At 68.1% G+C, this 25,305-nt stretch carries 23 protein-coding genes; 10 read left to right on the forward strand and 13 right to left on the reverse strand.

Annotation, left to right across the window (positions count from 1 at the left end; translation table 11 throughout):
* Positions 1 to 245: 245 nt before the first annotated feature.
* A complete protein-coding gene (ptsP, locus tag QT382_RS17975; protein WP_289255495.1) occupies positions 246 to 2,030 on the reverse strand; it encodes a phosphoenolpyruvate--protein phosphotransferase in 1,785 nt (594 codons plus the stop codon).
* A 106-nt stretch (positions 2,031 to 2,136) separates the two neighbouring features.
* On the opposite strand from ptsP, the gene QT382_RS17980 reads away from it, so the two are divergent.
* Positions 2,137 to 2,967 carry a GNAT family N-acetyltransferase gene (locus tag QT382_RS17980; protein WP_289255496.1) on the forward strand — a complete coding sequence of 277 codons (831 nt, stop codon included), beginning with the start codon at positions 2,137 to 2,139 and terminating at the stop codon, positions 2,965 to 2,967.
* 9 nt (positions 2,968 to 2,976) lie between these two features.
* On the opposite strand, the gene QT382_RS17985 is transcribed toward QT382_RS17980, so the two are convergent.
* Genes QT382_RS17985 through QT382_RS17995 form a run of 3 tightly spaced genes read right to left on the reverse strand, consistent with a single transcriptional unit; the run spans position 2,977 to position 4,222 of the window.
* Positions 2,977 to 3,246 carry an HPr family phosphocarrier protein gene (locus QT382_RS17985; protein WP_289255497.1) on the reverse strand — a complete coding sequence of 90 codons (270 nt, stop codon included), beginning with the start codon at positions 3,244 to 3,246 and terminating at the stop codon, positions 2,977 to 2,979.
* A gap of 32 nt (positions 3,247 to 3,278) precedes the next feature.
* A complete protein-coding gene (locus tag QT382_RS17990) occupies positions 3,279 to 3,671 on the reverse strand; it encodes a PTS sugar transporter subunit IIA (RefSeq protein ID WP_289255498.1) in 393 nt (130 codons plus the stop codon).
* Between the two features lie 8 nt (positions 3,672 to 3,679).
* Complete coding sequence (locus QT382_RS17995) at positions 3,680 to 4,222, reverse strand: hypothetical protein (RefSeq protein WP_289255499.1); 543 nt, start codon at positions 4,220 to 4,222, stop codon at positions 3,680 to 3,682.
* A gap of 40 nt (positions 4,223 to 4,262) precedes the next feature.
* Between QT382_RS17995 and QT382_RS18000 the strand changes: the two genes are divergently transcribed.
* The 9 genes from QT382_RS18000 to QT382_RS18040 all read left to right on the forward strand — a co-directional run bounded on the left by QT382_RS18000 (position 4,263) and on the right by QT382_RS18040 (position 18,540).
* A complete protein-coding gene (locus QT382_RS18000; protein WP_289255500.1) occupies positions 4,263 to 5,504 on the forward strand; it encodes a CaiB/BaiF CoA transferase family protein in 1,242 nt (413 codons plus the stop codon).
* On the forward strand, positions 5,501 to 6,208 hold the full coding sequence (locus tag QT382_RS18005) for an alpha/beta fold hydrolase (RefSeq protein WP_289255501.1): 708 nt from the start codon (positions 5,501 to 5,503) through the stop codon (positions 6,206 to 6,208). Before QT382_RS18000 ends, QT382_RS18005 begins: the two co-directional genes overlap by 4 nt.
* A gap of 145 nt (positions 6,209 to 6,353) precedes the next feature.
* Positions 6,354 to 7,517: a sensor histidine kinase family protein gene (locus QT382_RS18010; RefSeq protein WP_289255502.1), complete on the forward strand. Its 1,164-nt coding sequence runs from the start codon at positions 6,354 to 6,356 to the stop codon at positions 7,515 to 7,517.
* A gap of 26 nt (positions 7,518 to 7,543) precedes the next feature.
* Entirely contained in the window at positions 7,544 to 8,053 is a 510-nt protein-coding gene (locus QT382_RS18015) for a TlpA disulfide reductase family protein (protein ID WP_289255503.1), read from the forward strand.
* A gap of 129 nt (positions 8,054 to 8,182) precedes the next feature.
* Positions 8,183 to 9,766 carry an MdtA/MuxA family multidrug efflux RND transporter periplasmic adaptor subunit gene (locus tag QT382_RS18020; protein ID WP_289255504.1) on the forward strand — a complete coding sequence of 528 codons (1,584 nt, stop codon included), beginning with the start codon at positions 8,183 to 8,185 and terminating at the stop codon, positions 9,764 to 9,766.
* Positions 9,767 to 9,780: 14 nt separating this feature from the next.
* Positions 9,781 to 12,969 carry an efflux RND transporter permease subunit gene (locus QT382_RS18025; RefSeq protein ID WP_289255505.1) on the forward strand — a complete coding sequence of 1,063 codons (3,189 nt, stop codon included), beginning with the start codon at positions 9,781 to 9,783 and terminating at the stop codon, positions 12,967 to 12,969.
* Positions 12,966 to 16,076 carry a multidrug efflux RND transporter permease subunit gene (locus tag QT382_RS18030; RefSeq protein WP_289255506.1) on the forward strand — a complete coding sequence of 1,037 codons (3,111 nt, stop codon included), beginning with the start codon at positions 12,966 to 12,968 and terminating at the stop codon, positions 16,074 to 16,076. Before QT382_RS18025 ends, QT382_RS18030 begins: the two co-directional genes overlap by 4 nt.
* Before the next feature lie 3 nt (positions 16,077 to 16,079).
* Complete coding sequence (locus QT382_RS18035) at positions 16,080 to 17,477, forward strand: efflux transporter outer membrane subunit (RefSeq protein ID WP_289255507.1); 1,398 nt, start codon at positions 16,080 to 16,082, stop codon at positions 17,475 to 17,477.
* A 64-nt stretch (positions 17,478 to 17,541) separates the two neighbouring features.
* Positions 17,542 to 18,540 carry an N-acetylmuramoyl-L-alanine amidase-like domain-containing protein gene (locus tag QT382_RS18040; RefSeq protein WP_289255508.1) on the forward strand — a complete coding sequence of 333 codons (999 nt, stop codon included), beginning with the start codon at positions 17,542 to 17,544 and terminating at the stop codon, positions 18,538 to 18,540.
* A gap of 7 nt (positions 18,541 to 18,547) precedes the next feature.
* On the opposite strand, the gene QT382_RS18045 is transcribed toward QT382_RS18040, so the two are convergent.
* The 9 genes from QT382_RS18045 to QT382_RS18085 form a co-directional block, all read right to left on the reverse strand.
* Positions 18,548 to 18,961 (reverse strand): VOC family protein, encoded by a 414-nt coding sequence (locus QT382_RS18045; RefSeq protein ID WP_289255509.1) that lies wholly within the window; start codon positions 18,959 to 18,961, stop codon positions 18,548 to 18,550.
* Between the two features lie 121 nt (positions 18,962 to 19,082).
* Positions 19,083 to 20,069: a lipoyl synthase gene (gene lipA, locus QT382_RS18050; RefSeq protein ID WP_289255510.1), complete on the reverse strand. Its 987-nt coding sequence runs from the start codon at positions 20,067 to 20,069 to the stop codon at positions 19,083 to 19,085.
* A gap of 2 nt (positions 20,070 to 20,071) precedes the next feature.
* Positions 20,072 to 20,740: a lipoyl(octanoyl) transferase LipB gene (lipB, locus tag QT382_RS18055; protein WP_289255511.1), complete on the reverse strand. Its 669-nt coding sequence runs from the start codon at positions 20,738 to 20,740 to the stop codon at positions 20,072 to 20,074.
* Positions 20,741 to 20,742: 2 nt separating this feature from the next.
* Entirely contained in the window at positions 20,743 to 21,024 is a 282-nt protein-coding gene (locus tag QT382_RS18060; protein ID WP_502929921.1) for a DUF493 family protein, read from the reverse strand.
* Positions 21,025 to 21,029: 5 nt separating this feature from the next.
* Positions 21,030 to 21,905: an aminotransferase class IV gene (locus QT382_RS18065; RefSeq protein ID WP_289255513.1), complete on the reverse strand. Its 876-nt coding sequence runs from the start codon at positions 21,903 to 21,905 to the stop codon at positions 21,030 to 21,032.
* Between the two features lie 48 nt (positions 21,906 to 21,953).
* A complete protein-coding gene (locus tag QT382_RS18070) occupies positions 21,954 to 23,102 on the reverse strand; it encodes a D-alanyl-D-alanine carboxypeptidase family protein (protein ID WP_289255514.1) in 1,149 nt (382 codons plus the stop codon).
* 11 nt (positions 23,103 to 23,113) lie between these two features.
* A complete protein-coding gene (locus QT382_RS18075; protein WP_289255515.1) occupies positions 23,114 to 23,746 on the reverse strand; it encodes an alpha/beta hydrolase in 633 nt (210 codons plus the stop codon).
* Positions 23,747 to 23,827: 81 nt separating this feature from the next.
* Complete coding sequence (locus QT382_RS18080; RefSeq protein ID WP_289255516.1) at positions 23,828 to 24,163, reverse strand: (2Fe-2S) ferredoxin domain-containing protein; 336 nt, start codon at positions 24,161 to 24,163, stop codon at positions 23,828 to 23,830.
* Positions 24,164 to 24,191: 28 nt separating this feature from the next.
* Positions 24,192 to 25,304: a VanZ family protein gene (locus QT382_RS18085; protein WP_289255517.1), complete on the reverse strand. Its 1,113-nt coding sequence runs from the start codon at positions 25,302 to 25,304 to the stop codon at positions 24,192 to 24,194.
* Position 25,305: the final 1 nt, after the last annotated feature.

Here is a 25,305-nt window from a genome sequence, read left to right on the forward strand (position 1 = left end):
ACTGACTCCTCAGTCGCTTCGCTTAATCAATTTCGTGATCAGCGAAGAAGCGAGATTATGACTGAATTCTTTTGAATCCGTCAAGCGCTTTGCAAAATATTTTTGTCATCGCGCTTGCTCACTCCCCATCTCCCCCAACCACTGCGCCCCGCCCCTTTCGAAGCAGCGCCGTGATCAGCGAAGTCCGCCACTATAGCATGGAAATTTCAGCCGGGCGAACATCTCTGCAGCGGGTATCGCAACGGCTAGTGCCGGACCGGCTCGCTGCGGCTGCTGGCGAACGCCAGCGACGCAGCCTGCTGCGGGTCTTCGCTCTGAAGAACGACAGGCAACAACTGTGCAAGGCGCCCACTGTCTGCGCGCAGCACGCGCTGCTTGATGGAGGGGATCTGCGCTGGATGCATTGAGAAGCTGCGCAGGCCCATGGCCAGCAGCAGGTCGGTAAACATTGGGTCGCCGGCCATCTCGCCGCAGACGCTGACCGACTTGCCCGCTGCGCGAGCCTGGGAAATCGAGGTGGAGATCAGTTGCAACACTGCCGGATGCCACGGGTCGTACAGATGCGCTACCGCTTCGTCGGCCCGGTCGATTGCCAGCGTGTACTGGATCAAGTCGTTGGTGCCAATGGAGACGAAGTCCACATGTTTGAGCAGCAGGGGCAGCATCACGGCCGCCGCGGGGATCTCGATCATCACGCCCAGCTCCACCTTGGTGTAGGCGTGGCCCGCGTCATTCAGCTGCTGCTGGACGCGCTTCAACGCCTCCAGGATCTGCTTGACTTCGTTCAGGTGCGCCACCATGGGAATCAGCAATCGAATCTTGCCGAAAGCGCTTGCCCTATAGATAGCCCGCAGCTGCTGGCGGAACATGCTGGGCTCGGCCAGACTCCAGCGGATGGCGCGCAGACCCATGGCCGGATTGAGCACATGCTCGTGGCGCAGCTCGTTGGTCGTCATGCGGTCCAGCGGCTTGTCGGCGCCGATATCCACGGTGCGGATGGTGACCGGCATGCCCCGCATGGCCTCGACAGCAGCCTTGTAGGCCTCGAACTGCTCATCCTCGGTAGGCAACTCACCGCCCCGGTTCATGAACAGGAATTCGCTGCGAAACAGTCCGACGCCGGTCGCCCCGGCCTCCACCGCCGCCACAGCGTCGGCCGGCAGCTCGATATTGGCGTGCAGCTCGATCCGCTCACCATCCATGGTCACGGCTGGCGTGTGGCGCAAACGGGCCAGCCTGGCTCGCTCAAGTTCGCTCTGGCGCTGGCGGAAGCGGTACTCCTCCAGCACGATGGGTGAAGGATCGACGATGACCAGGCCCGAGTCACCATCGATGATGACCCAGTCGTCCTGCCGGATCAGCCGGCTGGCCTCACGCGTACCGACGACCGCAGGGATGTCCAGGCTGCGCGCCACGATGGCCGTGTGCGAGGTCTTGCCGCCGATGTCGGTAATGAAGCCATGGAACACGCTGCGCTTGAACTGCAGCATGTCGGCCGGTGCAATGTCTGCCGCCACCAGCAGCAGCGGGTCTTCGCCGGCGAAATCTCGCTGGGTCACGCTGACCGCGCCGCGAGGTGTCTCGCCCGACTCGGCCGCCAGCGCATCCAGGATGCGTTCGACCACCTGCTCCAGGTCCGCCTTGCGCTCGCGCAGGTAGTCGTCCTCCATCTCGTCGAACTGGCGAGCCAGCACTTCGAGTTGGGCCGACAGCGCCCATTCGGCGTTGTAGTGACGCTCGACGATCCACTGCCGGGTTGCGCCTGTCAGGGCCTCGTCGTGCAGCAGCATCAGGTGCACGTCCAGCAGCGCGGCCAACTCGTGCGGAGCATCCTCGGGCAGGTCCTGCTTCAGCGTCGACAGCTCGCGGGCCACTTCGTCGCGGGCTCGCAGACAGCGGGCAATCTCGGCCTCGATATCGGCTGCGTCGATGAAGTAATGCGCCACGTCGAGCCGGCTGGACGCGACGAGCACGGCCCGTCCGATGGCCACGCCGCGAGAAACCGGAATGCCGAAGACCTGAAAACTCATGGGCCGAATGTAGCAGCGCCCTGCGTCATCTGGCGGTCACGCAGCGGTCACGACGAGGTCACGCCCGACGCCGAGCATCTCGCTATCTCAGCCAACGAGAGACGCCATGCGAGACCTGCCCCTGCCCACCCTACCCTTTGCCGAGCTGAACAGCGCGGACCGGAGGTCTCTTCCAGCAGCGTTGCCGCAAACTGTTGCGACGCCTAGGCTCCATGTGGCCTGGGCCCGCACGCAAGACGATCTGATCGAGGCGCAATCACTGCGATACCAAGTCTTCGTCGGCGAGATGGGTGCGCGCCTGACGCCCCCCGCCGGCACGCCGACGGGTCTGGACGTCGACCGCTTCGATGAATTCTGCGAACACCTGTTGGTGCGCACGGTCGAGGTCGACGGCCGCCCCGGTGAGGTGATAGGCACCTACCGCGTGCTCACACCGGACGCCGCTCGCCGGGCAGGCGGTCTCTACAGCGAAACCGAATTCGACCTGAGCCCGCTGGCCTCGCTGCGCTCACGCATGGTGGAACTCGGCCGCTCCTGTGTGCATGCCGACCATCGCTCCGGCGGCGCCATCATGAGCCTGTGGGCCGCGCTCGGTGAGTTCATGCAGCGCAACCAGCTCGACACCATGATCGGCTGCGCCAGCGTCTCCATGCGCGACGGCGGCCATTACGCCGCCAGCCTCTGGAAGCGCCTGGAGCAAAGCCATCTGGCCGCGCCTGAATGGCAGGTGCAACCCAAGCTCGCGCTGCCGGTGGCCGAACTGGACCAGAACCTGGATGCCGATCCGCCGCCGCTGATCAAGGGCTATCTGCGCTGCGGCGCCCGCGTGCTGGGCGCGCCGGCCTGGGATCCGGACTTCAACACCGCCGACCTGCCGCTGCTGATGCGCATCCCGGACCTGCCGGCGCGCTATCGCCGCCACTTCCTGGGCGAGTGACCCGGCGCCTTACTGGCCTTCGCCGAACTTGTCGTTCACCAGGGCGGTGATCGCGTCCTGCGCGGCCTGCTCGTCCGGGCCCTCGGTCTCCAGCTCGACCTGGCTGCCCAGACCGGCGGCCAGCATCATCACGCCCATGATGCTCTTGGCATTGACCCGCCGGCTGTTGCGGCTCATGAAGACTTCACACTGAAAACTGCTGGCCAGCTTGGTCAGCTTGGCGGAGGCGCGGGCATGCAGGCCCAGCTTGTTGCTGATGGTGAGGGTCGACTTGAGCATCTGGGAACGATCCGGCGGTTCAGGGGATGAAGTCAGGATTTGTCGGGCGAGGTCACCGGCGCAATGCCGCGTCCACCGCCTTCGATGGCGCGCTGGGCCAGGGCATCCAGCGGTTCGGAGGAATAGCAGAGCGTGCGCCACAGCATGGGCACGTTGACGCCGCTGACCATGCGCACCTGCTCGCCGAGCAGGCGCTGGGCGGCATTGCTGGGCGTCGCGCCGAAGACGTCGGTCAGCACCAGCACCTCGTCGGCGCCTGCCGAAGCCAGCAAGGCCCGCGCTTGGCTCTCCACTTCGTCGGCCGACATCTCCGGCGCCACGTCCAGCACGCTGAGCTGCGCGGTGCAGCTGGGGAAGGTGTGCTGGGCCACGGCCTTCAGGGCCGAAGCCAGGGGCGCGTGGGCGATCAGGAGCAGGTGAGCCATGGGCGGGATTATCCAGGCAGTGCCGTCTCGCCCAGGCGCAGCGAGCCCAGGAAGCCCTCCCAGGCGGCGGCATCCGCACGCGGGCCCAGCATCATCAGCTGGTAGACGCGCAGTCCGCGGGCGAACACCGCCAGGCGGGCCTGCGGACCCTTGCCATCCGGTGCCCCCAGAGCCTGGGTGAGGGCATGCGGGCTGGGCATCATGCCGGCCAATTGCAGTGCTTGCGGTTCGCCTGCCGGCAGCTTGAGCCCATCGACCACAGCCGCGCGCATCTGCTGCAGCGAAGGGCCGAGCTGGCTCGGGTCCGGCACGTCGGCCCAGGACAGGCTGAAACCCAGGCCGGCCGTTTCGCAACGCGCCAGACCCATGCGGGCGGTTGCCGGCGCATCGGGCGCCACCAGCGGCCGGGTCTCCTGCTCCGGCTTGCAGGGGAACATCAGAACCAGATCCGTCGTGCCCTCGGGCCGCACCTCGCGCCAGTTGAGGCTGGGCGTGCAAGCCGCGAGCGCGGCAAGCAGCAGCGGAAAAGGCAAGAAGGGCTTGATCGGCATGGAAGGATTATCCAGGGCCGCTACCGCACAATGCCTCGCCATGACCGCTACCCCCTCCCTCCCGCCCCAGGCCTTGGCCGGGGTCCGCGTCCTGGACCTCTCGCGCGTGCTCGCCGGCCCCTGGTGCACCCAGACCCTGGCCGACCTCGGCGCCGACGTGATCAAGGTCGAGCGGCCCGGCTCCGGCGACGACACCCGCAGCTGGGGCCCGCCCTATCTGAAGGACGAGGCAGGCGCCGACACCAGCGAGGCCGCCTACTACCTGGGCGCCAACCGCAACAAGCGCTCCATCGCCATCGACATCGCCAGCCCCGAGGGTCAGGCCTTGATACGCAAGCTGGCGGCCCAGGTCGACGTGCTGGTCGAGAACTTCAAGGTCGGCGACCTGGCCCGCTACGGCCTCGATGCCGAGACCCTGCAGCGCGAGAACCCGGGCCTGGTCGTCTGTTCCATCACCGGCTTCGGCCAGACCGGCCCCTACAAGGACCGGGCCGGCTACGACTATGCGATCCAGGGCATGGGCGGCCTGATGAGCGTGACCGGCGAGCGGGACGACCGCCCCGGCGGCGGCCCGCAGAAGGTGGGCGTGGCCGTGGCCGACCTGTTCACCGGCCTCTATTCCACCATCGCCATCCTGGCCGCCCTGCGCCACCGCGACCTCACCGGCCAGGGCCAGGTCATAGACATGGCCCTGCTCGACACCCAACTGGCCATGCTGGCCAACCTGGGCAGCAACTACCTCTGCACCGGCCAGCCGCCGGGCCGCATGGGCAATGCCCACCAGAACATCGTGCCCTACCAGGTGTTCGAGGCGGCCGATGGCTACCTGATCCTGGCGGTCGGCAACGACGGCCAGTTCGCCAAGTTCTGCGAGATCGCCGGCCGCGACTGGGCGCAGGACCCGCGCTTCGCCCGCAATGCCGACCGGGTCCGGCACCGCGCCCTGCTGGTTCCCGAGATCGAGACCGTGGTCAAGACCCGACCCCGCGCCGACTGGCTGGCCGCGCTGGAAGCCGCCAAGGTGCCCTGCGGCGCGATCAACGACATCGCCGAGGCCCTGGCCGATCCGCAGGCCCAGGCCCGCGGCATGACCGTGGCCATGGAACATCCGCTCAGCGACGGCCTGCGCCTTGTCGCCAGCCCGCTCAAGCTCTCGGCCACGCCGGTGCAGTACCGGCATGCGCCGCCGCTGCTAGGCCAGCACACGGACGAGCTGCTGGCCGAATTCGGCCTCAGCGAGGCCGAGATCGAAACCCTCAAACAGAAGAAGGCGGTGGCATGAGCGACTTCGTCCTGGTTCACGGCGCCTGGCATGGCGCCTGGTGCTGGCAGCGCCTGCTCGAACCGCTGTGGGCCGGCGGCCACCGCGTGTTCACCGTCAGCCTCACGGGCGTCGGCGAGCGGGCCCATCAGCTGAGCCCGGACATACGCCTGGCCACCCACATCCAGGACGTGCAGGCCGTGATCGAGGCCGAGGAGCTGCAGGACGTCATCCTGGTCGGCCACAGCTATGCCGGCATGGTGATCACCGGCGTGGCAGACCGGCTGGCCGACAAGCTGGCAGCCCTGATCTATCTAGATGCCGTGATACCGCTCAGCGGCGAGGCCTGGTCCAGCCGCCATGCACCTGAAACCCAGGCGCAGCGGCGGACGGCCATCGCCCAACACGGCTTCATCCCGGCGGCGCCGCCCAGCGTCCTGGGATTGACCGGTGCCGATGCAGCCTGGGTCGAGCGACGCCAGACCCCTCATCCCGGCGGCGTCTATGACGACCCGCTGCACTTCGATGCCGAACGCTGGGCCGGCATCTCGCGCTACTTCATTGACTGCACAGCCCCGGCCCTGCCGACCATCGCTATCGCCCGCGAACGGGCCCGCGAACAGCCGGGCTGGCAGGTCTACGAGATCGCCACCGGGCATGACGCCATGGTCAGCGCCCCGGACGAACTGTTGGCCATCCTGATGACCATCGCCTTCAAAACGTGAACAAATGCGCAGCCCGGCGGCCATGCCGGTGCGCACTGTGAAGTTCCCCCGGGGACGGGGGATGGACGCTGGGCAGGGCGAACGAGACCATGCGCCCGACTTGGTCTTGTTACAAATGATTGCCCCCCAGGCCTACAAGCCTCCGATGAACCACCCGCCGCCCACCGCCACGCCCGCGCCGCCGGCAGCCGCCAATGACGTGCTGCAAGGGCCGAGCCATGCCCAGTGGGTGGACATAGTCCAGCAGCTGGGCGCCGAGGTGGCCGGCCCGCTGAGCAATGCGCTGGAACGCATCCACAACCTGATCAGCACCGGCCAGATCGACCGCCAGAGCCTGCGCGCCCTGCGCGAAAGCGTGGCCCAGGCGCGCGAGTCGGGCATGGTCGGCCAGCAACTGGCCCGCCTGGCCTCGGGCCGTCTGCGGCTCAGCCGCGAGCGCCTGCACCTCACCCAGATGCTGCGCGGCGTGCTGGCCCACCGCAGCCGCGAGACGCAAGCCCGCGGCATCCAGGTGCGCCAGGTGCTCAAGCCGGTCGAGATCCTGGCCGATGGCGCCCTGCTGTTCTCGCTGCTCAATGCGCTGATGGACTGGGCCCTGGCCTGCACCCATTCATCCATCGACCTGCGCCTGGAGCTCAGCTCCTGGCCGGCCAAGGCCAGGCTGAGCTGCCGCTTCGCCCACCGCTCGCTGGAGATGATTGCCGACAGCCGGGGCGGCGCCGACGCGTCGAACCGGCTGGATTCGCTGGCCTGGCGCCTGGTCGAGCAGACCGCGCTGACCATGGGCGTGCTGCCCTTGCGCGAGGACGAAGCCGGCATCACCGTGCTGACGCTGGAATTCCCGCACACGGCCGGCGATGAACCCGGACTGCCCGAAGCCGAGGCGCCGCCCGCACCCGCAGCGCCGCGCGACTTCCATCCCTCGTCCAATTCCAAGCCCTTGGCAGGCAGCCACCTGCTGGTGGTCACGCCGCGGCGCGAACTGCGCACCCAGCTGCAGGACGCGGTGCGCCACATGGGCCTGATCATCGACGTGGTCGGCACGGTCGAGGAGGCCATGCAGTTCTGCCAGGACGGCCTGCCGCACGGCATCGTGTTCGAGTCCGCCGCCCGTGGCGAGACGCTGGACGAGCTGCGCGCCGGCATCGCCCAGGAAGTGCCGCAGTTCAGCTTCATCGAGGTGCTGGACGAAGAGCACATCACCCAGCTCTCCACCGCCACCACCGACGGCGTCGCCCGCATCGCCCGCAAGCATCTGGCCGATGCCCTGCCCTCGGTGCTGCTGTTCGAGTTCTCGAAAGCGCTCTGAAAGTCGGGCCCCTAGAATCGCGGCCCATGAAGCTGCCGCGCCTGCTCGCCCCCCTGCTGATCGTCGTCGCCTTGGTGATTGCCGGCGCGCTGGCCTATCGCAGCCTGGTGCAAAAGCAGCGCGCCCCCCAGGTGGACTATGTGCTGGTGGATGGCAGCAGGCTCAACTCGGCCCAGTGGGGCGGCAAGGTCATGCTGGTGAACTTCTGGGCCACCAGCTGCACGACCTGCGTGCATGAGATGCCGCAGATCATCGCCACCCACCAGAAGTTCAAGGGCCGCGGCTTCGACACCGTGGCCGTGGCCATGAGCTACGACCCGCCGGCCTATGTGGCCAGCTTTGCCGAGAGCCGCCAGCTGCCCTTCAGCGTGGCCATAGACAGCACCGGCGTCGTGGCCCAGTCCTTCGGCAAGGTGCAGCTGACGCCGACCACCTTCCTGGTCAACAAGCGCGGCGAGATCGTCAAGAAGTACGTGGGCGAACCCGACTTCAACGCGCTGCACGCCCTGGTCGAACAGCTGCTGGCCGAATCCTGAGCTGATCCCGCCGGTCGCACTGCGCACCGGCTTTGCGCTTCTTTTCATCAAGGCAATCGCCGATCGAAAGGCCCGCAGGTAGAGTCGTGCGCGCCGCGCCTCGCTGCGCCTCCCTGAACAAGAAGCCCCATGCCTCAAGCCCAGCCCCGCTCCGTTCGCCCCCTTCCCCACGCCCTGTCCGGCCGTGCCCTCTATTGGGGCCTGGCCGTGCTGGCCCTGGCAGCCGGTGGTGCCGGCTGGTGGTGGAAGTCGTCGCAGGCCGGCGCTGCCGGCGGTCCGGGGGTGGCGGCCAGTGCGGCCTCGGGTGCAGCCAGCGGACAGCAGGGCCCGGGTGGCCCCGGCGGACGGCGCTTCGGCGGCGGCAACCGCGAGCAGCCGGTCTCGGTGGCGCCGGTGCGCCGCCAGGACGTGCGCGTGATGGTCTCGGCCGTCGGCACGCTGACGGCTTCGAACACGACCACGGTGCGCACCCAGGTCGGCGGCCAGCTCCAGGCCCTGCTCTACAAGGAAGGCCAGCAGGTCAAGGCCGGCCAGCAACTGGCCCAGATCGACCCGCGCAGCTTCCAGGCCACGCTGGGCCAGGTCGAAGGCACGCTGGCCCGCGACAAGGCCTCGCTGGACAACGCCCGCATCGACCTCGCCCGGTATCGCGATCTGCTGTCCAAGGACGCCATCGCCAAGCAGCAGGTCGATACCCAGGAAGCCCTGGTGCGACAGCTCGAGGGCACGCTCAAGGCCGACCAGGCCGCGGTGGACAACGCCAAGCTGCAGCTCTCGTACACCAAGGTCATCGCGCCCATCCCCGGCCGTGCCGGCTTGAAGCTGGCCGACGTAGGCAACATCGTTTCGCCGGGCGACAGCGCCGGCATCGTCTCCATCACCCAGACCCAGCCGATTGCCCTGGTGTTCGCCGTGCCCTCGGCCAATCTGCCGCAGATCAGCAGCCGGCTGCGTGCCAACGAGCCCATGCAGGTCGACGCACTGGACCGCAACGGCGGCAAGTTCCTGGCCACCGGCAAGGTCGCCACGGCCGACAACGCCATCGACCTGACGACCGACACCATCAAGCTCAAGGCCTTGTTCGCCAACAAGGACGAGATGCTCTATCCCAACCAGGCGGTCAGCGTGCGCCTGCAGCTGGACACGGTGAAGGACGCACTGGTCGTGCCGCCAGCCGCCGTGCTGCGCGGCACCCAGGGCTTCTATGTCTACGTGGTCGCGGCCGACAGCACGGTGGGCGTGCGCGTGGTCAAGCCGGGCGTCGTCGATGGCGATGCCATGGTGGTCGAAGGCAATCTGGAACCGGGCGAGAAGGTGGTGATCGACGGCGTGGACCGTCTGCGTGACGGCGCCAAGGTCGTGGTGATCGCGGCCGACCCGCGCCAGCGCGTCGGTGCCACCGGCGGGGGCGGACGTCGTGGCGGACGAGGTGGCCCCGGCGGCGCCAGCGCGCCGGCCTCGGGTGCGGCGCCTGCCGCAGCCCCGGCTCCCGAGCGCGCCGCCAGCCGTGGTGGCAAGCCGCAAGGCGCCGCTTCGGCCCCGGCCCCGGCCCCGGCCGCGGCCCAGGCCGGCGCCGAGGAACGCCCGCGCTGGCTCGACCGCCTGCCGCCCGAGATGCAGGAGAAGTTCATGAAGATGAGCCCCGAGGAGCGCAAGGCATTCATCGAGAAGCGCCGCGCCGAACGGGCGGCCCGTGAAGGCGGCGGCAACTGAACAGCGGGACGGCGATGAACCCCTCACGTCCTTTCATCGAGCGGCCGGTCGCGACCTCGCTCTTGATGCTGGCCATCCTGCTGGCCGGCCTGCTGGCCTACCGGCTGCTGCCGCTGTCGGCCCTGCCCGAGGTCGACTACCCGACCATCCAGGTCACGACGCTCTACCCTGGCGCCAGCCCCGACGTCATCTCGACCACGGTCACCGCGCCGCTGGAGCGCCAGTTCGGCCAGATGCCCGGGCTGAACCAGATGACCAGCACCAGCTCCGGCGGTGCCTCGGTGATCACCTTGCGCTTCTCGCTCGGCCTGCAGCTCGACGTGGCCGAGCAGGAAGTGCAGGCCGCCATCAACGCCGGCAGCAACCTGCTGCCCAACGACCTGCCCATGCCCCCGGTCTACAGCAAGGTCAATCCGGCCGATGCGCCGGTGCTGACCCTGGCCGTGACCTCGCCTTCGCTGCCGGTGATCAAGGTCCATGACCTGGTCGAGAACCGGCTGGCGCCCAAGCTCAGCCAGGTCGATGGCGTGGGCCTGGTCAGCATCGCCGGCGGCCGCCGGCCTGCCGTGCGCATCCAGGCCAACCCCGGCACGCTGGCCGGGCTGGGCCTGTCGCTGGACGATGTGCGCAGCGCCATCGCCGCTTCCAACGTCAACCAGGCCAAGGGCAGCTTCGACGGCTCGCAGCGCGCCTCCACCATCGACGCCAACGACCAGCTGAAGTCGGCCGCCGAATACCAGAACCTGATCATTGCCTGGCGCAACGGCAATCCCTTGCGGCTGCGCGACGTGGCCAAGATAGTCGACGACGCCGAGAACCTGCGCCTGGCCGCCTGGGCCGACACCACGCCGGGCGTGATCCTGAACGTGCAGCGCCAGCCCGGCGCCAACGTGATCCAGACCGTGGACCGGGTGCGCGCCCTGCTGCCCAAGCTGCAGGCCACGCTGCCGGCCTCGATCGACGTGCAAGTGATCGCCGACCGCACGACCACGATACGCGCCTCGGTCGAGGACACGCAGATCGAGCTGCTGCTGGCCATCGCCCTGGTGGTAGCCGTGATCTTCGTCTTCCTGCGCAGCGGCAGCGCCACGCTGATCCCCAGCGTGGCCGTGCCGCTGTCCCTGGTCGGCACCTTCGGCGTGATGTACCTGGCCGGCTTCTCGATCAATAACCTGACCCTGATGGCCCTGACCATCTCGACCGGCTTCGTCGTGGACGATGCCATCGTGATGATCGAAAACATCGCGCGCAATCTCGAAGAGATGGAGCGCGATGTTTCGGCACAGGCTGACTTGGCCCCTGGCCAAGTCAAGGGCGCGGATGCGCCCGGCCGACGCCAGAACATCGTCATGCAAGCCGCGCTCAAGGGCAGCCAGCAGATCGGCTTCACCATCATCTCGCTGACCGTCTCGTTGATCGCCGTGCTGATCCCGCTGCTGTTCATGGGCGACGTGGTGGGCCGGCTGTTCCACGAGTTCGCCATCACCATGGCCGTGTCCATCCTGATCTCGGCCTTCGTCTCCTTGACGCTGACGCCGATGATGAGCGCGCGCCTGCTGCGCCCCGAGCGCGAGCACAAGCACAGCCGCTTCGGCGCCTGGTTCGGCCAGGCCTTCGAGGACCTGATCGCCGCCTACGGTCGCGCCCTGAACTGGGTGCTGGACCGGCCGGTGGCCACGCTCCTGACCTTCGTTGCCACCGTGGCCCTGACCGGCATCCTCTACATGGCCGTGCCCAAGGGCTTCTTCCCGGTGCAAGACACCGGCCTGGTCCAGGTGATCACCGAGGCCACGCAGGACAGCTCGTTCGAGGCCATGAGCCTGCGCCAGCAGAAGCTGGCCGAGGTGATCCTGCAGGACCCGGACGTGGACCATCTGGCCTCCTTCATTGGCGTGGACGGCCAGAACGCGACCTTGAACACCGGCCGCATGCAGCTGACGCTCAAGCCCCACGCGGAGCGCAAGGCCTCGGCCACCGAGATCATCCAGCGGCTCTCGCAGGCCACCTCGCGCATTCCCGGCATCACGGCCTACATGCAGCCGGTGCAGGACCTGACCATCGAGGACCGGGTCTCCAAGACCCAGTACCAGTTCCTGCTCAGCTCGCCCGACATGGGCGACCTGAACCGCGCCACCACGCAGATGGTGGAGCGGCTGAAGCAGCTGCCGCAGCTGGCCGACGTGGCGACCGACCTGCAGGACCAGGGCCTGCAGGCCTTCGTCGAGATCGACCGCGAGTCGGCCGGCCGCCTGGGCGTCAGCGTGGCCGCCATAGACACGGCGCTGTACAACGCCTTCGGCCAGCGCCTGATCTCGACCATCTACACCCAGAGCAGCCAGTACCGCGTGGTGCTGGAGGCAGCGCCGGAATTCCGCCGCGGCCCGCGCGCTCTGGAAGGCCTTTACGTGGCCGGCTCGACCAGCTCGCCCACCGGCGGCACGGTCTCGGCCCAGGTGCCGATCAGCTCGGTGGCCCGCGTGGTCGAGCGGCCGGCGGCCCTGGCCATCAACCATGTGGCCCAGTTCCCCTCGGCCACCGTGTCCTTCAACCTGGCGCCGGGAGCAGCCCTTGGCGACGCGGTCGATGCGATCAAGGCCGAGCAGGCCAAGCTGGAATTGCCGCTGAGCGTGGAGACAAGCTTCCAGGGCGCGGCCGAGGCCTTCCGCTCCTCGCTGTCCAGCACCTTGATGCTGATCCTGGCGGCCGTGGTCACCATGTACATCGTGCTGGGCGTGCTCTACGAGAGCTACATCCACCCGGTCACGATTCTCTCGACCCTGCCCTCGGCCGGCGTCGGTGCCCTGCTGGCCCTGCTGGCGGCCCGGCTGGACCTGGGCATCGTGGGCATCATCGGCATCGTGCTCTTGATCGGCATCGTCAAGAAGAACGCCATCATGATGATCGACTTCGCGCTGGAGGCCGAACGCGATGGCGGCATGGCGCCTCGCGAGGCGATCCACAAGGCCTGTTTGCTGCGCTTCCGTCCCATCCTGATGACCACGCTGGCCGCCCTGCTGGGCGCCCTGCCGCTGATGCTGGGCAATGGCGTGGGCCATGAGATGCGCCATCCGCTGGGCGTGACCATGGTCGGCGGCCTGATCGTCAGCCAGCTGCTGACCCTGTTCACCACGCCGGTGATCTACCTGGGCTTTGCGTCGCTGGCGCAGCGCTTCCAGGCCTGGCGTACGGCCGAGGCGGCATGAACATCAGTGCGCCTTTCATCGCAAGGCCGGTCGCGACCAGCCTGATCACGATCGGCGTGGCCCTGGCCGGCGTGCTGGCCTTCCAGCTGCTGCCGATAGCGCCGCTGCCCCAGGTCGATTTCCCGACCATCTCGGTCAGCGCCTCGCTGCCCGGTGCCAGCCCCGACACCATGGCGGCCACCGTGGCCACGCCGCTGGAGCGCGCGCTGGGCACCATCGCCGGCGTCAACGAGATCACTTCGCGCTCCTCGCTGGGCAACAGCAATATCACGCTGCAGTTCGACCTCAGCCGCGACATAGACGGCGCGGCCCGCGACGTGCAGGCCAAGATCAATGCGGCCCGCACCCTGCTGCCCACTGGCATGCCGAGCAACCCGACCTACCGCAAGGTGAATCCGTCGGCGGCGCCCATCATGATCATCTCCATGACCTCGCAGACGCTGACGCGGGGGCAGATGTACGACGCCGCGTCCACCGTGCTGGCGCAGCGGCTTTCGCAGATCAAGGGCGTGGGCCAGGTCAACGTGGGCGGCGGCGCGCTGCCGGCGGTGCGCGTGGAGCTGAACCCCGACAAGCTGGCCGGCAACGGCATCGCGCTGGACAGCGTGCGCCAGGCCATCACCGCCGCCAATGCCAATCGGCCCAAGGGCGCAGTGGAGGAAGACGGTCGCTACTGGCAGATAGGCGCCAACGACCAGGCACGCACCGCGGCCGACTATGCGCCGCTGGTGCTGAGCTACCGCAACGGCGGAGCGGTGCGGCTGCGTGACGTGGCCGAGGTCACGGACTCGGTGCAGGACATCCGCAACTACGGCGCCGCCAACGGCAAGCCGGCCATCCTGCTGTTCGTACAGAAGGAGCCCAACGCCAACATCATCGAGACGGTGGAGCGCATCCGCGAGGTGCTGCCGCAACTGCAGGCCTCGATACCGCAGGCCATAGACGTGAAGGTCGTGTCAGACCGCACGCCGACCATACGTGCCTCGCTGCGCGAGGTCGAACGGGCGATGGCGATCTCGGTCGGCCTGGTGGTGCTGGTGGTGCTGCTGTTCCTGCGCAACTGGCGCGCCACGCTCTTGCCGGCCGTGGCCGTGCCGGTGTCGCTGTGCGGCACCTTCGGCGTGATGTATTTGTGCGGCTACAGCCTCGACAACCTCTCGGCCATGGCCCTGACCGTGGCCACCGGCTTCGTGGTGGACGACGCCATCGTGGTGCTGGAGAACATCAGCCGCTACATCGAGCAGGGCATGGCGCCGCGCGAGGCGGCGCTGCGGGGTGCGCGCGAAATCGGCTTCACCGTGGTCTCGATCAGCCTGTCGCTGATCGCGGTCTTCATTCCCATCCTGATGATGGGCGGCGTGGTCGGCCGACTGTTCCGCGAGTTCGCGGTCGTGCTGTCCTCGTCCATCCTGGTGTCCATGCTGGTCTCGCTGACCACCACGCCGATGATGGCGGCCCAGCTGCTCAAGCCCCACACCGTGAAGCGCCAGCTGGGCCGGCTCGCACGCATTGCCAAGCGAATCAACAAGGCCTTGCTGCGCGGCTACCACCGTTCGCTGCTCTGGACCCTGCGCCACCAGCCCGTGGCCCTGCTTTCGCTGATAGGCGTGATCGCGCTGAACGTCTACCTGTACGGCGTCATCCCCAAGACCTTCTTCCCGCAGCAGGACACCGGCGTCATCACCGGCGGCGTGCAGGCCGACCAGGGCAGCTCGTTCCAGATCATGCGCCAGCGCCTGGACCGCTTCATGGCCATCATCATGGAAGACCCGGCGGTCGAGAACGTCAACGGCTTCACCGGCGGCGGCCAGCGCAACTCGGCCAACTTCTACCTGGCGCTGAAGCCGCTGGCCGAGCGCGGCGTCTCGGCCGATGCCGTGGTCAACCGGCTGCGCGGCAAGCTCTCGCGCGAGCCGGGCGCCAACCTGTTCCTCAGCCCGGTGCAGGACATCCGCATAGGCGGCCGCCAGGCCAATGCCCAGTACCAATTCACGCTGATGGCCGACGAGCTGGAGACGCTGCGCACCTGGGAACCGCGGGTGCGCAATGCGCTGTCCAAGCTGCCCGAGCTGGTGGACGTCAACACCGACCAGCAGGACAAGGGCCTGCAGACCTCGATCATCATCGACCGCGATGCGGCCGCGCGCCTGGGCGTCACGGTCAGCATGCTGGACCTGACGCTGAACAATGCCTTCGGCCAGCGCCAGGTCGGCGTGATCTACAACCCGCTGAACCAGTACCGCGTGGTGATGGAGCTGGCGCCCGAATACCTGCAGGGCCCGGAGACCCTGGCCCGGCTCTATGTGAGCAGCCGCAACGGCACGCAGGTGCCGCTGTCCAGCTTCGCCCGGGTGGAAACGACCAACACGCCGCTGTCGGTCAACCACCAGGGCGGCGGCCCGGCCTCCACCATCAGCTTCAACCTGCCCGAGGGCGCCTCGCTGTCGGACGCCACGCTGGCGGTCAACAACGCCATGGCCGAGCTGGGCGTGCCGGTCTCGGTGCGCGGCAGCTTCCAGGGCACGGCCAATGCCTTCCAGCAGTCGCTGTCCTCGCAGCCCATGCTGATCCTGGCGGCCATCGTCACCATCTACCTGGTACTGGGCATGCTGTACGAGAGCCTGGTGCATCCGGTCACCATCCTCTCCACCCTGCCCTCGGCCGGCGTGGGCGCCCTGCTGGCCCTGATGCTGTTCAACACCGAGTTCTCCATCATTGCCTTCATCGCGGTGATCCTGCTGATCGGCATCGTCAAGAAGAACGCGATCATGATGATCGACTTCGCGATCACGAGGCAGCGCGACAGCAGCATCGGCGCGGCCCCGGCCATCTTCCGCGCCGCGCGCTTGCGGGTGCGCCCCATCCTGATGACGACCTTCGCCGCCATCTTCGGCGCCGTGCCGCTGGCCCTGGGCACGGGCGACGGCGCCGAGCTGCGCCAGCCGCTGGGCATAGCCATCGTCGGCGGCCTGCTCCTGAGCCAGCTGCTGACGCTCTACACCACGCCGGTGGTCTATGTGCTGATGGACAAGCTGCGCTGGCGCGGCCGCCGCAAGACCAAGAACCTGGTTGCCGCCCCCCAGGCGGAACCCCAACCCAACGTCTGAACCATGCGCTCCACCCTGATCCGACACCTGACCCCACTGGCGACGGCGCTGCTGCTGGCCGGCTGCGCTGTCACCCGCGTCGAACCGCCTCAAGCGGTCCAGGCCCCGGCCCAGTTCAAGGAAGGCGGCCAATGGCAGCGCGCCGCCGCCACCCAGGCCGCGCCCGATGCCTGGTGGACCCTGTTCCAGGATCCGCAGCTCGACGAGCTGCAAAAGCGTCTGCTGATTGGCAACGAGAACCTCAAGGCCTCGGCCGCCCAGGTGGCCAGCGCCCGAGCCTCGCTGGAAGCCAGCCGCACGGTGATCTTCCCGACGCTGTCCGCCGGACTTTCCGGCACGCGCAGCGACAGCGCCGGCAGCAACACCAGCCCTTCCAACAGCGCCTCGCTGTCGTTGAACGCCAGCTGGGAGGTCGACCTCTGGGGCCGGCTCAGCCAGGCCACCAGCGGCGCCCAGTCGGGCTACCAGGCCAGCACGAACGACCTGGCGGCAGCGCGGCTGTCGGCCCAGAGCCTGCTGACCCAGAGCTATTTCTCGCTGCGCACGGCCGAGGCGCAGCAGGCCCTGCTGGAGCGCAGCGTGGCGGCCTACCAGCGCTCGCTGGAGCTGACCCAGACCCGCTATGCCGGCGGCGTGGCCTCGCGCAGCGACGTGCTGCAGGCCGAGACCCAGCTGCGCAATGCGCAGTCGCAGGCGCTGGAATCCGCCACGCAGCGTGCCCAGCTGGAGCACGCCATCGCCGTGCTGCTGGGCCAGCCACCAGCGGCGCTGAACCTGGCGCGCAGCGCCCAGTTGCCGACCGTACCGGCGGTGCCCGAGCTGCTGCCCTCAACGCTCTTGCAGCGCCGGCCCGACATTGCCGCAGCCCAGTCGCGCGTGGCCGCGGCCTATGCCCAGATCGGCGTGGCCGATGCGGCCTTCTTCCCCTCGCTGACGCTGTCGGCCGGTGCCGGCTACCGCAGCTCCACGCTGTCCAATCTGGTCAGCGCGCCCAATCTGTTCTGGTCGCTGGGCCCTTCGCTCGCGGCTTCACTCTTTGACGGTGGCCAGCGCAAGCTTGCAGCCACGCAGGCCCGCAACACGGCCGAGATCCAGTCGGCCAACTATCGCCAGCTGGTGCTGACCGCCCTGCAGGAGGTCGAGGACAACCTGGTGCTGGCCGACCATCTGCAGCAGCAGACCGCCCTGCAGCAGCAGGCGCTGCTGGCGGCCCAGCGCAACCTGGAGATCGTCACCGAGCAATACCGTGCCGGCACGGTCAGCTTCCTCAACGTGGTGACCGCCCAGACCGCCGCGCTGAACAGCGAGCAGACCCTGCTCAGCTCGCGCAACCGCCAGCTGGCCGCGGTCAACCTGCTGCTGAAGAACATCGCCGGCCGCTGGGAGCCGGCGCGGCTCTGAAGACGTTATGGCCGGTCCACGAGTTCTCATGGTCGGCCGGGCCCGCATGAACCACACTGTCCGGATGCGATTCAAGACCCTCTCCGTGCTCGCGACGGCCGCCTTGCTGGCCGCCTGCGCCCACCAGCCGGTGCCGCCGGTCGCCCCGCGTGTGCAGCCGACCACGGCCCAGCTCGAGGCCGCACGCCGTGTCGCCCTGCCGGTCGAGCAGCTGACCGACCTGCTGAACAAACCGCTGTACCAGATGCAGCCGGCCGAGCTGGGCCGTTACCTGGCCTGGCAACAGCTGGAGCAGCCCGACTTCCGCCACCGCGTCGCGGCCCTCGCCCGCAAGAACATAGGCCAGCCCTACGAGCTCTACCTGCTCGGCGAGTTCCCCTACGAGAGCTACGACGCCCAGCCTCTGTTCAACCTCGCCAAGAGCGACTGCGTGGTGTTCGCCGAGCATGTCTACGCGATGGCGCTGAGCGCCTCGTGGGAGGAGTTCTTCTGGATGCTGCAGCGCATCCGCTACCGCGACGGCGTGATCGGGGTCGCCACGCGCAACCACTACACCGAGGCCGACTGGAACCCGGCCAACAGCTGGCTGGTCAAGGACATCACCGGCGAGCTCGGCGCCCAGACCCAGGCCTACCGCCAGCGCATAGACCGCAAGGCCTTCCTGCAGAAGCAGTTCAAGATCACGCGCGAGATCCCGGTCCAGCAGTTCGACGATGTCTTCGTGCCCAAGCAAAACGTGGCGGCCGTCGAGTCGCAGCTGCAGGAGGGCGACTTCGTCAACGTGATCTCGGGCCGCGACGGCGGCTACTGGGCCTCGCACGTGGGCCTGATCGTCATAGGCGCCGATGGCCAGCGCCACCTCCTGCACTCGGCCGAGCCGCAGGTGCGCGAAGAGACGCTGCAGGGCTTCGTGGCCCGCATGGCCGAGCGCGATGCACGCAATGCCGGCCAGAACAAGGTGCAGTTCGCCGGCTTCAAGTTCCTGCGCCTGAACGACAACCCGCAGGTGCCGGCCATGGCACCGCAGCCGCGTCCGGCGCGGCCGGCGGTGCTGGGCGGCTGAGCCCTTCTCAATCCTTGGGCGCCATCGCCGCCGGGTCCATCCAGCAGGCGGCCCACATATGGCCGTCCGGGTCGGCGAAGTCGCGGGTGAACATGAAGCCGTGGTCCTCCGGCGGGTTCACGTCGGCCTTGCCGCCATGCGCAGCAGCGGCTTCGTTGATGGCGTCGACCGCCGCGCGGCTTTCAATCGACAGCGTCAGCATGTGACCGGCCGAACCCGGAGCCGGGAACGGCCGCTGGGTGAAGCTGCGCCACTTGGCATGGCTGACCAGCATCACGTAGATCGCCTCGCTCCACACCATGCAGGCACCGCTGTCGTCGCTGAAAGCCGGGTTCCTGGTGAGGCCTATGCCCTCGTAGAACTTGAGGGCCGCCTGCAGGTCGGCAACGGGCAGGCTGATGAAGAGCATCTTGTTGGTCATGGGGCTGTCCTCTGGCGGGTCGGGTGACGGGAGTCTCCGCGACCGCAGAGACTTCATCAACACGACGAGCGAGTAAGCCCGGAATCGACAAGCGCCTCGATCGAGGCGCCTGGATTTCTTGTCAGCCGGCAGCCAGCACGTCGTGGGCCTGCTGGTCGGCGTGATAGCTGGACCGCACCATGGCGCCGACGGCGGCATGCGAGAAGCCCATCTTGTAGGCCTCCTGCTCGAACATCTTGAAGGTGTCCGGGTGCACATAGCGGCGCACCGGCAGGTGGTGGCCCGAAGGCGCCAGGTACTGGCCAATGGTCAGCATGTCGATGTTGTGCTCGCGCATGTCGCGCATGACCTGGAGGATTTCCTCGTCGGTCTCGCCCAGGCCCACCATGATGCCGCTCTTGGTCGGCACGCCGGGCACTTCTTCCTTGAAGCGCTTGAGCAGGTTGAGGCTGAACTGGTAGTCCGAACCCGGGCGTGCTTCCTTGTAGAGGCGCGGCGCGGTCTCGAGGTTGTGGTTCATCACGTCGGGCGGCGCGGCCTTGAGGATGTCTAGGGCGCGGTCCATGCGGCCGCGGAAATCGGGCACCAGCACCTCGATCTGCGTCGTCGGGCTCAGCTCGCGCACCTGGCGTATGCATTCGGCAAAGTGGCCGGCACCGCCGTCGCGCAGGTCATCGCGGTCCACGCTGGTGATGACCACGTACTTGAGCTTCAGCGCCGCAATGGTCTTGGCCAGGTTGAGCGGCTCATCGACGTCCAGCGGATCGGGGCGGCCATGGCCCACGTCGCAGAAGGGGCAGCGACGGGTGCACTTGTCACCCATGATCATGAAGGTGGCCGTGCCCTTGCCGAAGCATTCGCCGATGTTGGGGCAGGAGGCTTCCTCGCAGACCGTGTGCAGCTTGTGCTCGCGCAGGATCTGCTTGATCTCGTAGAAGCGGGTGCTTGGCGAACCGGCCTTGACGCGTATCCAGTCGGGCTTCTTCAGCACCTCGGCCGGCACGATCTTGATCGGGATGCGGGCGGTCTTGGCCTGGCTTTTCTGCTTGGCCGTCGCGTCGTAGTCGGCTGCGCTCTTGGCTTCGTGGGTGATGTTTTCTGTGGCCATGGTCAGGGTGTCAGTTGCGCGCTGAGGCGCTCGCCGAAGATCTCGGCCACCGTGGCCCAGTCCGTCCGTCGGCCCAATTTTACGAGGTCCACCGTTTCCAGCCCTGCGTAGCCGCAAGGGTTGATGCCCAGGTAGGGCTCCAGATCCATGGCCACGTTCAAGGCCACGCCGTGGTAGGTGCAGTGCCGGCTGACCTTGATGCCCAGGGCCGCGACCTTGCCCAGGCCCTTGAACGGTTCGCCCGGATCGGTCGGCCCGGTCAGGGCCGCATGGGCGCCCGGGTCATCGAGCCGGACATAGATGCCGGGCGCACCGGCCACGCGATGGCCGGTGACGCCGAACCGGTCCAGCGTCTGGATCACCGCGGTTTCCATCCGGAACACGTATTCCTTGACGTAGATGCCCAGGCGCTTCAGGTCCACCAGCGGATAGGCCACGACCTGGCCGGGCCCGTGGTAGGTGACCTGGCCGCCGCGGTTGGTCTGCACCACCGGGATGCCGGCCAGGTTCAGCAGATGCTCGGGCTTGCCGGCCAGGCCCTGGGTGTAGGTGGGCGGATGCTCGCAGAGCCAAAGCTCGTCCGGTGTGTCCGGTCCACGCTGCTCGGTGAACTGGCGCATCGCCGCCTCGGTGGGCGCGTAGTCCACCCGGCCCAGAACCTTGACCAGCATGCTCAGAGCACGACCTTGACCATCGGATGCGTGGTCAGCGTGCGGTAGAGCTCGTCCAACTGCTCGCGGCTGGTGGCCGTGACCGTGATGGTCAGGCCCAGGTAGTTGCCGCCCTTGCTGGGGCGCTGCTCGATCGTGGTGGCGTCGAAGGCCGGATCGAACTGCCGCGCCACGATGACGATGGCCTCGACGAAGCCCTCGACATGGGCGCCCATCACCTTGATCGGGAACTGCGAGGGATATTCGATCAGCGACTGCTCGGGGGGAATGTAGGAATTGTTCATCATGCTCAGATACTTTGGGTCGCCTTGGCGTTTTGGTAGGCCTCGTACAGCCGACCATAGACCGGACCCGGCTTGCCGCGCATCGCGCCATGGCCGACCGGCTCATGGTCGAGCGTGGTCACGGCCAGCACTTCCTTGGTGGCCGAGCTGAGCAGGATCTCGTCGGCGGCGAACACCTCGGACTCGGCGATGGGCCGCAGGTTGTAGCCTATGCCGGCCTCTTCGCAGAGCTCCTTCAGCAGCTCGACGCGAATGCCCTCCAGCACCTGCTCGCTGCGCGGCACGCCCAGCAGGGCGCCTTCCTTGACGATCCAGACATTGGAGGCCGAGGCTTCGGTCAGATGGCCGTCGCGGAACATGATGGTCTCGACCGCGCCCTGGTCGGCCGAGATCTGGCGGGCCAGTACATTGCCCAGCAGCGAGGTGCTCTTGATGTCGCCGCGCTCCCAGCGGAAGTCGCGCGCCGAGACCACGGCCACGCCCTGATGGCGCAGCTCGGCCGGCACCGGCCGCGAGGGACCGCTGTACGAGAACACGGTGGGCCTGAGGTCAAGGGGCATCACATGGTCGCGCGGCGCCACGCCACGGGTCACCTGCAGATACCACCACTGCTCGGCCACGCCGACGCGGGCCACCAGCTCGCGTCCCACGGCCAGCCAGTCGGCGCGACTCAGCGGGTTCTCGATCCGCAGCTTGGCCAGGCTGCGGTCGAAGCGCTCCATGTGCTCGTCGAAGCGGAACAAACGGCCGCCGTAGGCCGGGATCATCTCGTAGGCGCCGTCGCCGAAGATGAAGCCGCGGTCCATGGGCGAGATGCGCGCCTGGGCGAGCAGCATGAACTCGCCGTTCAGATAGCAGGGCAGGTCGGGCAGCGCACTCATGGGCAAGACTCCTCGTGAGGCCGGTGGTGCCAGCTTACGGCCAGAAGCTCACTTGATCCAGAGGCGTATCGCATCCCAGGCCCGGCCGAAGATGCCGGCCAGCGGCACTTGCTCCTGCACCACCAGCGGAACCTCGGCCACGGCCACGCCGGAAGCGGTGGTCACCTTGAGCACGCCGACCTTCTGGCCCTTGGCCAGCGGGGCGATCAGCGGATCGGTGCGTTCGACCTGCGTCTTCAGATTGGCGCCTTCGCCACGCGGCACGGCCACATAGACCGCCTGGGCGGCGCCCAGTTTGGCCTCGGCCGAGGTGCCCTTCCAGACCTGCGCCTTGGCGATGGCCGCGTCCTTGTCGAACAGGCGCACCGCGTCGAAGGCCGAGTAGCCCCAGTTCAGCAGCTTCTGGCTCTCGGTGGCGCGGGCTTCCTTGGAGGCCGTGCCCATGACCACGCTGAGCAGGCGGCGCTTGCCGTTCGGGAATTCGCGCTGGGCGCTGGCGATCAGGCAGTAGCCGGCGTCCTTGGTGTAGCCGGTCTTCATGCCGTCCACGCTGGGGTCGCGGCCCAGCAGCAGGTTGCGGTTGCCCTGCTTGATCTTGTTGTAGGTGTACTCGCGGACCGAGTAGTAGGGGTAGTAGTCGGGGAAGTCGCGGATCAGGTTGGCCGCGATGGTGGCCATGTCGCGGGCGCTGCTCTTGTGGCCCGGTTCGGTCATGCCGGTCACGTTGCGGAAGCTGGTGTTCTTCAGGCCCCAGGCCTGGGCCTGCTTGTTCATCATGGCGACGAACTGCTCCACCGTGCCGCCCACGCCTTCGGCCAGGGCCACCGAGGCGTCGTTGCCGCTCTGCACGATCATGCCGCGCAGCAGCTCGTCGACCTTGGGCGTCATCGTGGTGTCGATGAACATCAGCGAAGCGTCTTCCTTGCGCTCGTCCCAGGCGCGCTTGGACACGTTCAGCGTCTGGTCCAGCGTCAGACGCTTTTCCTTCAGCGCGTTGAACACCAGGTAGGCGGTCATCAGCTTGGTCAGCGAGGCCGGGTCGTTGGGCTGGTCGGCCTCACGCTCGGCCAGCACCTTGTTGGCCGTCATGTCCAGCAGCAGATAGCCCTTGGCCGCGATCTCGGGCGGCTGCGGGGCCTGGGCGTGGGCGGCGAAGGCGCTGGCGGCAGCCAGCAGGAAGGCAAGGAATCGCTTCATCGGGAGGAACTTCAGGACAGGGAAACAAGCGTGCCGGGCGCATGCCAGCCACGCAGGATGATGTGCTTGAGCAGCGGCAGCTGCCCGTGGAAGAAATGACCCACGCCGGGCACCACGGTCACCGGCAGGGCCTGCGGCCGGGCCCAGTCCAGCACGCTGGAAAGCGGCACCACGTCGTCGGTCTCGCCGTGTATCACCAGGCTGTCGGCCGGCACCGTGGTCATGTCGAAACGGCTGGCGGCCGGACCCACCAGGCACAGGCGCTCGGCCTTCTGCTCCAGCCGCTGGGCGGCATGCGAGGCCACGTAGCCGCCGAAGGAGAAGCCGCCCAGGGCCAGCGGCAAGGCTGCGTCGCGTTCAGAGGCGATCACGGCCAGCGCGTCGTCCACCTCGCCGCGGCCCTCGTCCCACTGGCCTTCGGACTTGCCTATGCCGCGGAAGTTGAAGCGCACGGCGCGGTAGCCCATCTGCACGAAGGCCCGGGCCAGGGTCTGCACGACCTTGTTGTCCAGCGTGCCGCCCTGGGTCGGGTTGGGATGGCAGAGCACGGCCACGCCGCGCAGCTCGGCCGCGGGCTGGTCGATGGCGATCTCGATGGCGCCGGCCGGGCCGGCGATCAGGCGCTTCTCGGTCTGGGAGTTCATTTAGCGTCCGCCCGGCCGCCCGTAGGACGCTGAGCGCCCCCTCGGGGGGCAGAGAACGAAGTGAGCGTGGGGGCCAACATTTCAGCGGCCGATGTTGTCCGGCAGCAGCAGGCGCTCGACCACCTTGCCGTGCTTCAGGTGCTGCTCGACGATCTCGTCGATGTCGGTCTTGTCCACGAAGCTGTACCAGACCGCCTCGGGATAGACCACCGCCACCGGGCCGCCGGCACAGCGGTCCAGGCAGCCGGCCTTGTTGACGCGCACGCCGCCCTTGCCGGCCAGGCCCAGGGCCTTGACCTTGGACTTGCAGTGGTCGAAGGCCTCCTGCGCCCCATGCTGGGCGCAGGCGTTTTCGCCGTTGTCCCGCTGGTTCAGGCAGAAAAAAACGTGGTGCTGGTAGTAGGACGGCTCGCTCATGGGCCGCGATTGTAGGCAGCCGGTGTTTTCACCGAGTCGGGTCGCGCTGGGCCACCCGCCACAGCAGCCAGGCCAGGGCGGCGAAGGGCCAGGTCCAGCCTATCCACTGGGCCAGGCCGTAGAGGTTGATGAAGCGGCCCTGCTCCCAGAACTGCAGGCTCTGCGCCAGATAGGGATCGGCCGGCGCTTCGCTGACCAGGGCGATCAGGGCGGTCAGCACCACCAGGCCCCAGGCGGCCGCAGCCCGGCGCGAGAGCAGGCAGGCCAGCCAGGCCAGCGCCGCGCCCAGCCCCAGGCCCGGCCAGGTCGCCGGCGTGAGCCAGGCCCAGGCGTGCTGGGGACCGAAGTTCAGCACGGTGGACCAGGTCGTGCCCACCACGCCCAGCAGCAAAGCCCCCAGCACCAGGAAGACTCGCCGCCAGCCCGGCCGGGCGGCCGACAGCGCCAGCAGCGCCGGCCCCAGCAGGCCGAGGGCGATGGCGATGGCTTCCAGCCCCGGCGGCAAGGGTCGCACGACGGGTTCCGCGCCACTGACGATTTCCCAGGGCGTGCCCGCCAGCAGGCTTTCGCTCAGCTCGCGCAGCCGCGGCAGCAACTGCCCCAGGCCCAGCGGCAGCGGCGCCGGGAACAGCAGGCCGACCGGCCACAGCGCCAGCAGAGCCAAGGCGCCCTCGCTGGGCTGGAGAAACCAGCGCTCGCGCCAGCCATGCCAGCGCTGCAAGCCGCCGAAGTGGTGCAGCAGTCCGCCGAGCAGGCCGCCCAGCAAGGCGCCCAGGCTGTTCAGGAGCCAGTCCGCCAGCGAGGGAGCGCGGCTGGGCAGGAAGTACTGCAGGCTCTCCATCAGATAGGACAGGGCCGACAGCCCGGCAATGGCGAGCAGCAGTCCCGCGCGCCGGCTTCCGCCACTGCGGACCACGGCGGCAAACGTCAGCAAGCCCATAGGCAAATAACCGAGCACATTGACCCAAACGTCGAAGGGTCCCCAGTAGCGAGGCCAGGGCAGGCCTATCAGCCAGCTGGGCGTGACACCGGTGGGCCAGGTCCACGGCCCGAAGGGATAGAGGCTGGCATGAACCACCAGCAGGCCGTAGATTAGCGCCAGCCAGGTGGCGGAACTGCGGCGACGGCCGGGCTCCTGCATG

This window comes from Pelomonas sp. SE-A7 (assembly GCF_030345705.1).
GTDB lineage: Bacteria > Pseudomonadota > Gammaproteobacteria > Burkholderiales > Burkholderiaceae_C > JAUASW01.